Raw genomic sequence first — 13,195 nt, forward strand, 5'->3', positions numbered from 1 at the left:
CGACCGTTAAGCCCTCCAGCGCCGATGGTACTTGGACCGCAGGGTCCTGGGAGAGTAGGACGTCGCCAAGCACGAGAAGCCTGCCGCAGTTTGCGGCAGGTTTTTTGTTTCGTTTTTAATGAAATAAACGTTATTACGTCAAAAGTCCTTTGAACGAAAGGGCCTTTGGCGTTTTTATATTTTAACCCTGTGTTACCGTTGCTTTGGTAACGTCCACAGCTCTGCTACCGGTTCTTGTTAACGCTGTAGCTTGTAAATGCATAGATGATACTAATTAGGCTTCTAGGCTTTATACACGATGCAGGTTGCTTTTAGGCATGCATAGCACTAATTGTTTTGCATGGCAGGTTAACTAACGGTATGGGATTGGTCTTTAGATATGGCTGGGTATTAGCGGAGTTGGACAGCTAGAGAGTAGTTTGTTGGGCTCATAGAAGGGATTAGTATCATGTTTATAAAGTCATTTTAAGTATACTATTTAGGATATTTTTCATCTTAAATTACAATATTATTATGAACAACAAGATTAAAATAAGGGTTAACAAGGTTCGTAAATATACATAATTAGTTTATGAAATGTCCTGACATTTGATTGTTTTGTTATAGGCGATGATCCTATTCTTATAATAGCTGTTGTGGATTGTTATCCTTTTAAAGTGTCGAGCTAGTGGTCAGGAAAAGAACAGCTATAAATTTTTTGATGAAATAAATATGTTTGATTTTGTAAAATAATATTGTAGTCTTAGTATGTGAGATTATCTCATTAGAATCGGTTTATTAATCTGTTTTACAGTTACAATGACAATAATATTGACATGCTCAGCGCTCTATAATATTGCTAAAATAGCGGGAGGTTATGAAGATGGAAAAGTCCATTAAGACGTTGTTTGATCAAGTTGCTAAGGACTATGATTTTCAGCGGCATCAGCTAATTCCATGCTTTGATGAGTTTTATGGAACAGCTGTGGATTGGGTGAATACACCTAAGCAGAAACCGCGTATTTTGGATCTTGGGGCTGGGACAGGGCTGTTCGCCGCGTTTGTTCAGCAAAAATACCCGCTGGCGGAGTTTACTCTGATTGATTTGAGCGAAGAGATGATGAGGGCAGCTCGTTTGAGATTTGAACATAGCAAGCAAGTCGAATATATTGCGGCAGATTATACAAAATATATGTTCAAGCAAAAATATGATATTGTCATTTCGTCCTTATCTAACATCACCTGAGCCATGAATCTAAGCAGGAGCTTTTTCACACCGTGCATGAGCTTCTAGAGGACGATGGCAGCTTTATTAATGCTGACCAAGCTGCCGGAAGCTTATCTTGCTTTGATCTTGCCTATAAGGACAAATGGGAGCGGCACATTGGCAAAGGGGATTTGGCTGAGCAGGCGATAGAGTCTGCAATTGAGCGAAGAAAGCTCGATCAGAATGCAACGGTACACGATCAACTGCAGTGGCTCCACAAAAGTGGTTTTGCAGCGGCAGATTGTGTCTATAAGCATCATGAGTTTGCTGTTTTTGCAGCTTTTAAGCAGGTACTTAATTATTCATAAATTTGTTTCAAGTGCTGGAAGAGACGATGCTGAACAAAGAGCCTATTGCCAAAGCTATTGCCAAAGTAGAAATCGAAATGATGCCTGCTAGCGCTGATTATAAAAAGGCAACAGCAGTCGGACTTGTAACCCTTTTTATTACAGATATTTCGCCTCCTCAAAATACGAAGTTCTCACATGTAAGCGTGACGCTTCTGTTTAGTGAGAAAATTCAGACAAAAAGCTTATTGCAAAACGGAAATTGCTCGCCTTGTGACAGCCTTGACAGCCCATGACCCCTCTGCTAATATTGCAATAATATACGTGAAGACGGCTCAATTTAAGGGAGGAACATATTCGTGTGGGAATCAAAATTTGCCAAGGAAGGCCTAACATTTGATGATGTGCTGCTCGTTCCAAGGAAATCAGAAGTACTGCCAAGAGAATCGGATATTTCGACAAAACTTTCTGCTAGCATCAAGCTGAATATTCCATTGATCAGCGCAGGGATGGACACGGTTACGGAAGCAGCTCTTGCTATTGCCATAGCGCGTGAGGGCGGAATCGGCATTATTCACAAGAATATGTCCATTGCACAACAGGCGGAAGAAGTAGATCGTGTAAAACGTTCGGAAAGCGGCGTTATTACGAATCCATTCTCGCTTACACCTGATCATCATGTGTATGATGCGGAAGAATTAATGGGTAAATATCGCATTTCGGGCGTGCCGATCGTAGATGCTGACAAGAAGCTTGTTGGTATTTTGACGAATCGTGACCTTCGTTTTGTACATGATTATTCCATTAAAATCCATGAAGTTATGACACGTGACAATGTAGTAACGGCTCCAGTCGGCACGACGCTTACAGAGGCGGAAGTATTGCTGCAAAAACACAAAATTGAGAAATTGCCATTGGTGGATGACTCGAATACGCTCAAAGGCCTGATTACAATCAAGGACATTGAGAAGGCGATTCAATTCCCTAATGCTGCAAAAGATACACATGGCCGCTTGCTTTGCGGAGCAGCTGTTGGTATTTCTAAAGATACAATGGATCGTACCGAAGCACTCGTACAAGCAGGTATCGATATTCTCGTTGTAGACTCTGCACACGGGCATCATATCAATATCCTTGAGGCAGTTCGCAAAATCCGCAAGCAATACCCGGAATTGACGATTATCGCAGGTAATGTGGCTACAGGCGAAGCTACACGCGATTTGATTGAAGCAGGCGCATCTGTCGTTAAAGTCGGCATCGGTCCAGGCTCGATCTGTACAACGCGTGTAATCGCAGGTATTGGCGTACCACAGATCACAGCGATTTATGACTGTGCTTCCGTTGCTCGTGAATACAATGTACCGGTTATCGCTGATGGCGGTATTAAATATTCCGGCGATATTACGAAAGCTATTGCAGCAGGCGCAAGTGCCATTATGATCGGCAGCTTGTTTGCAGGTACTTCTGAAAGCCCTGGCGAAACAGAGATTTTCCAAGGCAGAAGCTTTAAAGTATATCGCGGTATGGGTTCCCTTGGCGCTATGAAAGAAGGCAGCAAGGACCGTTACTTCCAAGAAAACGAGAGCAAGCTAGTTCCAGAAGGCATTGAAGGCCGCGTGCCATTCAAAGGTCCTTTGTCGGATACGGTTCATCAGCTGCTTGGCGGCTTGCGTTCCGGTATGGGCTATTGCGGAACATCAAACCTGGAGCAACTGAAGAACGATACACATTTCATCCGGATTTCTGGTGCAGGACTTCGTGAAAGCCATCCACATGATGTGCAAATTACGAAGGAAGCGCCTAACTACTCGCTTTAATATCCCGGCCAACGGGCCAGAGACAGACCACAAGAAAGCGGAACTTCGCTTTTGCCGGGTCTGTCTTTTTTTTCAATAGAGGGCATTGATTTAGATCCACTATTTTACATGGTAATTATTGCTCCGGGGAAGTTTTAAGGGGTTTAAACAGCTCAAACGGGCTTCCTGCAAGGGCTTAGCTATTGAAAGAGGGCTGAGCGCAGTAGAGGTTTAATTCCCCTGCTTGCATGTGATACAATTAACAACGACAAACTTTCGGATGAAAAGGGGAGAAGACGTTGAAGGCAAAGGTAAAGCCGATTAGACTGACATCGGTTATCGCCGCTTTTATGGCGATGTGGTTGGTTATTCTGTCATTAGGGTCTGGTGCAGCAGCGGCTGCAGGTAAGGAAGATTGGGTCGAAAACTCTTTAGGCATGGAATTATCATCAGCCATTCTAATAGATGCAGATTCGGGACAAGTCATCTATGAAGTCAATGCGGATACGCCGCGTCCTCCTGCCAGCATGACGAAGCTCATGACGGAATATATCGTACTTGAGGAAATTACGAATAAAAGATTAACTTGGGATCAGGTCGTTACCGTTAGTGAAGAAGCAGCGAATACTCCTGCAGATGGCTCGCAAATTTATTTGGCGCAAGGCGATCAGCATACGGTTAAGGACTTATATATTGCTATGGCAGTAGGTTCGGCGAATGATGCAACGATTGCTCTTGCTTCGCAAATAAGCGGTGGTGAGCAGAGCTTTGTTGCCAAGATGAACGAAACGGCGAAAGAGCTCGGCCTGACGACGGCTCATTTTACAAGTGCGACAGGATTGCTTGATACAACGCTTATTTCGGCTCGCGATATGGCGAAGCTGGCACAAACGATTTTGAAAAAACATCCGGACTTTCTGGATTATTCGAAAATTCAGGAATACAAATTCCGTGAACGCGATACAGCGACCATGAAGAATTATAACTGGATGCTGGAAACGAACAAAAGCAACACGTATTTACGTGCGTATGCTTATGAGGGCGTAGATGGCATGAAAACCGGCTATATATCGGCAGCTGGTTATACGTTTACGGGTACAGTTAAACGAGGCGATACGCGTTATATCAGCGTCGTAATGAATACAAAGTCAAAAGAGGCCCGTTTCTTTGAAACAGCTAAGATGTACGACTATGCGTTCAACAATTTTGAGAAGAAATCAGTGCTTCCTGCAAAATCTGTAGTAGAAACGCTGGAATCGGTTAAAATTAAGAAGGGTGTCGAAAAGACGGTTCCTGCCGTTACGGAGTCCGACATCACTTTCACGGTGAAAAAAGGTGCGGAGCCTAAGATCGAGCTGAAGGAAAGCAATCTTTTGAAAGAGGAAGAGCTTGTTGCTCCCATTACAGCTGGTCAGAAGCTCGGAACAGTCACTTACGAGTATACGGATGCTGAAGGCAATAAAGTGGACAGAACGGTTAATTTGATCGCATCGGAGGATGTGGAAAAGGGCGGCTGGCTGCGTCTGATGTTCCGCGCTATTGGTCAATTTTTCGTTGGACTGTTCAACGATATTGTGAATCTGTTTTAATCACATAAATACAGGGAAAACAATAGTTGTCGATTAAGGAGCGTTCCTGTAAAATTAGTGCCTAGAGCAAGTATCGATATTATAATGGGAGCTAAGCGCTAACCCTTCAGGATGAAGGGCGCGGCGTAAAACCTTGAGGAGGATTTTTCAAAAATGGAAACAGGAACTTCGCGTGTAAAACGTGGTATGGCTGAAATGCAAAAAGGCGGCGTCATCATGGACGTTATGAACGCCGAGCAAGCAAAAGTAGCAGAAGCGGCAGGTGCAACAGCAGTTATGGCGCTGGAGCGCGTTCCTTCCGATATCCGTGCAGCAGGCGGCGTTGCCCGTATGGCTGACCCAACCATCGTAGAAGAAGTTATGAAAGTTGTTTCGATCCCTGTTATGGCGAAAGCGCGTATCGGCCACTATGTAGAGGCGAAAGTGCTTGAATCGATGGGCGTTGACTATATTGACGAGAGCGAAGTTCTGACTCCGGCAGACGAAGTGTTCCACATTAGCAAAAACGAATTTACGATTCCTTTCGTATGTGGCGCTAAAGATCTTGGCGAAGCGCTTCGCCGTATTCAAGAAGGGGCAGCAATGCTTCGTACGAAAGGTGAGCCGGGAACAGGAAACATTGTTGAGGCTGTTCGCCACCTTCGTCTGATCAATGGCCAAATCCGTAAAATTCAAGGTTTGTCGAAGGACGAGCTGTATAATGAAGCGAAGGTTCTGGGCGTTGCTTATGACCTGCTTCTGGGCGTACACGAGAGCGGCAAGCTGCCAGTCGTTAACTTTGCAGCAGGCGGCGTAGCAACACCTTCTGACGCAGCACTGATGATGCACCTGGGCGCTGACGGCGTATTCGTAGGTTCGGGTATTTTCAAATCCGACAGCCCGGAGAAATTTGCTCGTGCTATCGTAGAAGCTACAACTCATTACCAAGACTACAAATTGATCGCAGAAGTATCCAAAAACTTGGGAGCGCCAATGAAGGGCATCGAAATTTCCAAGCTGGACGCTTCGCAGCGTATGCAAGATCGCGGAATTTAAGCAACAAGCTTGGATAAGAAAGGCGTGTAGGCGATGAAAATTGGTGTACTCGCGCTTCAAGGCGCAGTTGCAGAGCATATACGCAGTTTGGAGGCGGCGGGCGCGGAAGCGGTCGCCGTTAAACAGACCTCGCAGCTGGATGAGCTGCAAGGTCTTGTTATTCCAGGCGGCGAAAGTACGACGATAGGCAAGCTGATCCGCAAATACGGCTTTCTAGAAGCGATTCAAGCTTTCTCCGAGCAATCTAAGCCGATTTTTGGTACTTGTGCGGGAATGATTCTGCTCGCTGAACGTATTGAAGGACAAGAGGATGCGCATCTGAAGCTCATGGATATGACGGTGGAGCGCAATGCTTTCGGAAGACAGCGGGAGAGCTTCGAAACTGATCTAGACATTAAAGGCATTGATGAGCAGGTTCGTGCGGTATTCATTCGTGCTCCTTTGATCAAGGAAGTTGGATCGCAGGTTGATGTGCTATCGGAATACAAAGGGGAAATTGTGGCGGCTCGGCAAGGACATTTGCTGGCAGCATCCTTTCATCCCGAGTTAACCGATGATTACCGTTTGCATGCCTATTTTGTCGATATGATTAAACAATTGGCAGTGAGCCGGTAGCTGAGAGGAGTTCAACCAAGCGTGATAGATATAAAATGGCTGCGTAATGATTACGCAAAAGTAGAGCAAGGGCTGACCAATCGCGGTAAATCGCTTGATTTAATCGCAGATTTCCCTGTTCTGGATACAAAGCGCCGGGACCTGCTGCAGGAAACGGACCAGCTGAAAAATCGCCGCAACACCGTATCGCAGGAAGTGGCGAAGCTGAAAAAAACAGGCGGCGACGCTGATGCGCTGATTATCGAAATGCGTGAAGTAGGCGACCGGATTAAGCAATTGGACGAAGAAGTACGCGCGGTAGAGGTACAAGTGGACGAGCTTATGCTTTCGATTCCGAATTTGCCGCATGAAAGTGTGCCAGTAGGGGCTTCTGAGGATGATAATGTAGAGCTTCGCCGGATTGGGGAGCAGCCTTCATTTGATTTCGAGCCGAGAGCGCATTGGGATCTTGCACAAGAGCTTGGCATTCTTGATTTCGAACGTGCAGCTAAAGTAACGGGCTCCCGCTTTACGTTTTATCGCGGCTTAGGTGCGCGTCTTGAGCGTGCGCTGATTAACTTTATGATGGATCTACATAGTGATAAGCACGGTTATGAGGAAGTGCTGCCGCCTTATTTGGTCAACCGCGACAGCTTGATTGGAACAGGGCAGCTTCCGAAGTTCGAAGAGGATTTGTTCAAAATATCCGATTCGGATTATTTCCTAATTCCAACGGCCGAGGTTCCGGTTACGAATCTTCATCGTGAAGAGATTTTGTCGCTTGAAGAGCTGCCGAAGCATTTTGTAGCTTACAGCTCTTGCTTCCGCTCGGAAGCGGGTGCGGCAGGCCGAGATACACGCGGCTTGATTCGTCAGCATCAATTCAACAAAGTCGAGCTGATTAAGCTTGCGAAGCCGGAAGAGTCCTACGATGAGCTGGAGAAGATGACGGCTAATGCCGAGAAGGTACTTGAGCTGCTGGGCTTGTCCTATCGCGTGCTCGCTCTGTGCACAGGCGATATGGGCTTCACCGCTGCGAAAACCTATGACCTTGAAGTATGGCTGCCAAGTGCAGGCACATACCGGGAAATCTCCTCATGCTCGAACGTAGAGGACTTCCAGGCGCGACGTGCGGGCATCCGTTTCCGCAGAGACGCGAAGAGCAAGCCGGAATTCGTTCATACGCTTAACGGCTCAGGTCTTGCGGTAGGACGTACCGTTGCCGCTATTCTTGAAAATTACCAACAGGCAGACGGCTCCATCGTCATTCCTGAAGTATTGCGTGCTTATATGGGCGGAATCAGCGTAATTGGACCTAAAGCTTAAAGTTTTTACATTTTTGATAGCCACAGGTTAAGAAAAAGGTTGATATTCATTTTTAACCTGTGGTATAATGATTTTTGTGATGATTTTATATGTGGAGAGGTACCGAAGCGGTCATAACGGGGCGGTCTTGAAAACCGTTAGGGTGCAAGCCCACGTGGGTTCGAATCCCACCCTCTCCGCCAACTTAATAAATGATAACGTCCAACCTTACGGTTTGGGCGTTTTTTTGTTGTCTGGGGATTGGGGATATCGTCTGAGCAGGAGTTATCACCATTATCCACGATAGCCCTGTGGATAAATTGTATATAATGTGGATAACTCGCATGAATTGTGTATAAAACTGTGGATAATCTTGTGTTTATGCTGGATTTTGCCTGAATAATTGGCGGGCTCGCGCCGCATCTTATAAGATGTGGAGGTGTTGATAAAGATGGCGAAAAAAGATGAGCTGACCTACAGCCAGCCAGAACTGGTGGAAGCATGGAACCGCACGCTGCCGGATATGATGAACAAGCCGGATAAGTGCCAGGTAGCAGCCGATGAGGCGGACCCAAAATCGCTGCGGATTACAATTCAGTCCGCGGGGCATCAGGCGTATGAGATCGATTTTAAGGTGACATATGTGGATAGCCGTGAAATTAAAGTGGAGCTCGTAGATGTGGAAAAGGATCATCAAGCTGTGGATGAACGCACAGACATGCTTCAACAGCTCATTCATGATTATAAGCGTCATATCCATGAATGCGCCCAAGCGCTTGCGCAGCTTACACACGCCTAAAAGGAGGACGATGATATGAGCAAGCCAGACAGCGTGCCTGTGCCGGAGGCGCAGCGTCAATCTCAGGACAAAAGAAGCCGCAATGATGACTCTGCACAACAGCAGCCTTTATCTGGATCGAAAAAAACGAAGCAGAAAAATCATACTTCTCACCTAAATCCGGAAGGATCATAAATTCAAGGTGTTCATACAAAAGTCCCGTTTCTTCTCAGAGAAGCGGGATTTTTTGGATATTGCTTCTATATGCTGTCGTTTTGTTATAAAATAGGGGGGATGTCAAGCAGAGATACAAATAGGGAGGATCAACTAGAATGAAAAACAGACTACATAAAGTGGCTATGCTATTTATCGCTGCTGCTTTAATTATTGTCGCAGGATGCAGCGCGAGCGCGTCTCCTAAGGAGTCTTTGGAGAAAGCTACTCAAAAAATGGCGGAAGTCACATCATATGATTCTACGATGTCTTTTGGGATAGATGAGCTTACAGTGCCAGACGAATTGCTTCAGGAAGACGGAGCTGGAGCACAATATGTCATTGGCCTGCTTAAAGGCGCTAAAGTAAATGTTAAAGCGGTATATCAAAAAGAGCCGCTGCGCACAGATATGGAAATGGATGTTACGGCAGCGGGCCTTTCCATTAAAATACCGATGATTATGACAGACAAAAAGATGTTTGTGAAAATTCCAGCGCTTCCAATGCTTATGCTGCCAGAGCAATACACAGATAAATTCGTGGAGATTGATCTAGAGGAGCTGGCAAAGCAAGCGGAAACAGGAGCGATGCTGGATACTGCGGCCCAACAGAAGCTTGGTCAAGAAGTGAGCGGCATTATTTTAAAACATTTTGATGAAAAAACGTATTTCTCCTCGCTGAAAAAAGAAGATACAGCGCTCCCTGAAGGGGTAGAGGCGGATCAAGTTGTTCGCTTTCAAATTAATGAAGGCAACTATCAGCAGGCAGTAGAAACAATCGTTAATCAAGTGCTTCCAGAGCTAATCGACACATTGACGAAAAACGAAGATTTCATGAAAATGATTGAAAGCACGAATGAGGATGTAACGAAGCTGAAGGCAGATTTCGAAGCCAACAAGCAAGAAACGTTGGACCAGCTGAAAACAAACCTGAAAGTCAATGATTTCTCCATTGTAGGAGCCATTAAAGATGGCTACTTATCGCAGCAGACTGCTAAAATCAATGTAGATTTTACGGATGAAAGCGGCGGTATCGTGAAAGTTGGCGGTTCGTTAACAGCTGAATACCACAATATTAATAAAGCGCCTAAATTCCTGTATGAAATTCCGACGGACGCGGTTAAGATGGATGAGCTGATGTCTGGAATGGGATTGGGTATGTAATTTTATAGCTTAAAATGATACAAAAGAAGCCGCCCATTCTAAGTGAATGAGCGGTTTTTTTTATAACGCTGTAGCGGAGGCCTGAATGATTCTATTGCTTTAAAAAGTAAAGTATATTACTATACGTATATGAGTTTAAAGGAGGAATCGTAATGCAAATAGATGTATGGTCAGATTTTGCATGTCCGTTTTGTTATATTGGTAAAAAGAGGCTGGAGGGCGCATTAGCCAAGTTCGAGCATGGCAAGCAGGTGAAGGTCGTGTTCCGCAGCTTCGAGCTGGACCCTAACGCCGCGATCAGCTATGAGCACGATGTGCATGAAATGCTGTCCCGCAAATACGGCATGCCACGCGAGAAAGCAATCGAGATGAACAGCGATTTGGCAAAGCAGGCGGCATCCGTTGGCTTGACCTTTAACTTCGATACACTGGTGCTGACGAATACGTTTGATGCGCACCGCTTAACCCATTTTGCAGCTAAATACGGCAAGCAAGATGCGATGTCGGAACGACTGTTCCGTGCTTATTTTACCGATTCCAAGCATTTGGGACAGCGCGATACACTCGCTGATCTGGCTGCCGAGGTTGGACTGGATCGTAAGGAGGCACTTGCTGTGCTGGAAAGCGATGCTCATGCACAGGACGTTCGTGGCGATGAGGAGGAGGCTTCGCGGATAGGCGTGCGCGGTGTGCCATTCTTCGTCATTAATCGCAAATACGCGATATCGGGCGCTCAGCCCAATGAAGTGTTCCTGAATGCAATCAAGCAGGCTTGGGATGAAGCGTATCCAGCCCTGACCGTCATCAATGATTTGCCGGATGATGCTGACGGTGCAGCTTGTTCGGATGGCACTTGCGCGCCTTCGGCGGCTAAGGATGCTAATTCAGACAAGGCGTAATTGTATATAACTGAAATGATGAATATTTGAATATAAACAGATTTTAGGGAAGGCTGGGGTGGCGGGCAAGTGACGCTGCTTCAGCTTTTTTTTGAAATATAAGAAAGTATATGTTTTGCCTAACAGGTGTGAAAATAAAATTTGGCCAAGGGTTGTCCTTCGCCCTTTATGATGAGAAAATGAGGAAAAAGAGCATCAGGAGGCTATGCGCGTTGAAAAGAAAGTCCCGTAAAAAGAAGTTTAAAATGAAAAATGCCCTTATTTCCTTGCTTATTATGCTGGCTTTGGCCGGAGCGTCTTATATGGGCTGGCTTGATGAGCTGGCGAAAGATTGGAATACGGCAGAAGGAACGGATTACACGTTATATTTTCCGACGGATCGGTATCCAGAGACAGGCAAGCACATAAAAGATGCGATTGCAGCGGGAAAATCCCCTATTTGTACGATTGATCGGGAAGGCGCGGATCAGAATCGGAAAAAATCTTTGCAGGGCGTAAAGGTGAAAAAAGGCTACGATCGTGATGAATGGCCAATGGCGATGTGTGCCGAAGGCGGGAGCGGCGCCCATATTGCTTATATTGACCCATCGGATAATCGCGGGGCGGGGTCATGGGTCAGCAACCAGCTGGAGAAATACCCGGATGGTTCGAGAATTGCTTTTGTTATCAAATAAGCAAGCATTTATTTTGAGTAAAAGTCTAATTGTCTGCGTTCATGCAGAGGATTGGGCTTTTTTTATATTCAAAGACTGGGTGAATACCGTGTTGCATATAGGGCGCAAACATAGACTGGTGTAATGATGATAAAAGACTATTTTTTGCGTTTTTGAATAGAAAGCGAGCAAATAAATTGGTAAAGAGGGATGAAGATGAACAGGAACCGGAAATCACAAGAGCTTAACAAATGGATTAAGCAGCTCCAGCTTGTGAAAGGTCTAATACGCCAAAATCGGGTTAAACGAGCGAGCTCCCATATTCGATATGTCATTTCAGCATGCAGGCGTACAGTCTATAAAAAGCGGTAATGCGAAAAAACAATGGGAGATGAGCAGGTTGGCGAAAAGAAGAGCCAGTTGTTTGCGGAAATTAAACCTCGCCATTCTTGAATTGAGATTTGCGCGCAGGCTGGCGGGGAGAAATAAAATTGTCCGGGCGGAGCGCGAAGTGATCGACTCGATTTTGCTGCTGACAGAGGCGCTGAAATGTCTCGATGGGAATCAAGATAAAAAACCTCGGAATGGCCATACCCATTGGCCAGCTCATGCAAGACGCGGAAAACGTGGCCCGAGGGGTGCCAGAGGCCCAAGGGGTGCGAGAGGTTTTAGCGGTCAAGCTGGAACTGATGGGGCAACTGGAGCAACTGGTCCGGCAGGAGCAACAGGATCTGCAGGGCAGCCTGGAGCGATGGGCCTTCCCGGAGCGATTGGTCCAGCGGGATCGCCTGGAGCGCAAGGCGCTGCGGGAGCAATTGGCCCAGCGGGGGCGAATGGTGCTTCGGGAGCTACAGGATCGCCTGGAGCGACTGGTGTAGCTGGAGCAACAGGGGCAGGGCTAGAAGGGATAGTCGCGTATGATCCCTTGGTAGCCCCAACTTATCCCGATTATCAGGTCGTTACGTTTAATGGTAGCACGTATATCGTGAATACGGCGCCGCCAAGCGGAGTGCCAGGAAGCTCCGCAGACTATACTCTGATTGCTGGCGCGGGAGCAACGGGTGCAACAGGAGCCAATGGGTCGGCAGGATCAGCCGGGGTAATGGGAGCTACAGGAGCGACAGGTGTAACGGGAGCAACAGGGGCAGGACTGGAAGGGATGGTGGCATTTAATCCTTTGGCAGCCCCGGCATATCCCGTTAATTGGGTCGTTACATTCAATGGAAGTACGTATGTCGTGAATACGGCACCGCCAAGCGGAGTACCAGAAAGCTCGGCAGATTATACGATGCTGGCTGGTGCAGGTGCGACGGGTACGACTGGGGCAACTGGAGCAACGGGGGCTGGAGTGACCGGAACGACCGGAGTAACCGGGGCTACTGGTACAACTGGAGTGACAGGTTTTACAGGAGCAACAGGGGCGACGGGTGCAGGGGTTACAGGCTCTACTGGCATAACTGGATCTACAGGTACAGCGGGAGAAACAGGTGCAACAGGGGTCACTGGAGCGACAGGTTCGACAGGTGTGACTGGTGCAACAGGAGAGACAGGAGCAACGGGTGTAACGGGTACCAACGGCGTAACTGGAACAACCGGAGCAACGGGCTCGACAGGTATGACTGGTGTGACAGGAGAGA

General features: G+C 46.7%; 14 protein-coding genes and 1 tRNA gene. All 15 read left to right on the forward strand.

Going from position 1 to position 13,195, the window contains the following annotated elements; translation table 11 throughout:
- Positions 1-862: 862 nt before the first annotated feature.
- Positions 863-1,225, forward strand: a complete 363-nt coding sequence (locus AC50X8_RS32280) for a class I SAM-dependent methyltransferase (protein WP_494865784.1) — start codon at positions 863-865, stop codon at positions 1,223-1,225.
- A gap of 32 nt (positions 1,226-1,257) precedes the next feature.
- Positions 1,258-1,554: a hypothetical protein gene (locus AC50X8_RS32285; protein WP_494865782.1), complete on the forward strand. Its 297-nt coding sequence runs from the start codon at positions 1,258-1,260 to the stop codon at positions 1,552-1,554.
- A 2-nt stretch (positions 1,555-1,556) separates the two neighbouring features.
- A complete protein-coding gene (locus AC50X8_RS32290; protein WP_056035217.1) occupies positions 1,557-1,829 on the forward strand; it encodes a hypothetical protein in 273 nt (90 codons plus the stop codon).
- Between the two features lie 63 nt (positions 1,830-1,892).
- On the forward strand, positions 1,893-3,350 hold the full coding sequence (guaB, locus tag AC50X8_RS32295; protein ID WP_056035212.1) for an IMP dehydrogenase: 1,458 nt from the start codon (positions 1,893-1,895) through the stop codon (positions 3,348-3,350).
- A gap of 278 nt (positions 3,351-3,628) precedes the next feature.
- Positions 3,629-4,918 (forward strand): D-alanyl-D-alanine carboxypeptidase family protein, encoded by a 1,290-nt coding sequence (locus tag AC50X8_RS32300; RefSeq protein ID WP_494865778.1) that lies wholly within the window; start codon positions 3,629-3,631, stop codon positions 4,916-4,918.
- A gap of 153 nt (positions 4,919-5,071) precedes the next feature.
- Complete coding sequence (gene pdxS / locus AC50X8_RS32305) at positions 5,072-5,953, forward strand: pyridoxal 5'-phosphate synthase lyase subunit PdxS (RefSeq protein ID WP_046234144.1); 882 nt, start codon at positions 5,072-5,074, stop codon at positions 5,951-5,953.
- A 33-nt stretch (positions 5,954-5,986) separates the two neighbouring features.
- Positions 5,987-6,568, forward strand: coding sequence for a pyridoxal 5'-phosphate synthase glutaminase subunit PdxT (gene pdxT, locus AC50X8_RS32310; RefSeq protein ID WP_046234145.1), 582 nt, complete (start codon positions 5,987-5,989; stop codon positions 6,566-6,568).
- 21 nt (positions 6,569-6,589) lie between these two features.
- Complete coding sequence (gene serS, locus AC50X8_RS32315) at positions 6,590-7,873, forward strand: serine--tRNA ligase (protein ID WP_494865776.1); 1,284 nt, start codon at positions 6,590-6,592, stop codon at positions 7,871-7,873.
- A gap of 93 nt (positions 7,874-7,966) precedes the next feature.
- Positions 7,967-8,055: transfer RNA gene (locus tag AC50X8_RS32320), tRNA-Ser, on the forward strand.
- A gap of 248 nt (positions 8,056-8,303) precedes the next feature.
- Positions 8,304-8,651, forward strand: coding sequence for a hypothetical protein (locus AC50X8_RS32325; protein WP_056035206.1), 348 nt, complete (start codon positions 8,304-8,306; stop codon positions 8,649-8,651).
- A gap of 15 nt (positions 8,652-8,666) precedes the next feature.
- Positions 8,667-8,825, forward strand: a complete 159-nt coding sequence (locus AC50X8_RS32330; RefSeq protein WP_056035203.1) for a small acid-soluble spore protein P — start codon at positions 8,667-8,669, stop codon at positions 8,823-8,825.
- Positions 8,826-8,962: 137 nt separating this feature from the next.
- On the forward strand, positions 8,963-10,006 hold the full coding sequence (locus AC50X8_RS32335; RefSeq protein WP_494883698.1) for a hypothetical protein: 1,044 nt from the start codon (positions 8,963-8,965) through the stop codon (positions 10,004-10,006).
- A gap of 152 nt (positions 10,007-10,158) precedes the next feature.
- Entirely contained in the window at positions 10,159-10,905 is a 747-nt protein-coding gene (locus AC50X8_RS32340; protein WP_056035197.1) for a DsbA family oxidoreductase, read from the forward strand.
- A gap of 245 nt (positions 10,906-11,150) precedes the next feature.
- On the forward strand, positions 11,151-11,579 hold the full coding sequence (locus tag AC50X8_RS32345) for a NucA/NucB deoxyribonuclease domain-containing protein (protein ID WP_056035252.1): 429 nt from the start codon (positions 11,151-11,153) through the stop codon (positions 11,577-11,579).
- Positions 11,580-11,958: 379 nt separating this feature from the next.
- Positions 11,959-13,195 (forward strand): collagen-like triple helix repeat-containing protein (locus AC50X8_RS32350; protein WP_494883704.1); only part of this gene is annotated, 1,237 nt, incomplete at its 3' end.

The sequence above is a fragment of the Paenibacillus sp. JT22N15 genome (assembly GCF_059383755.1).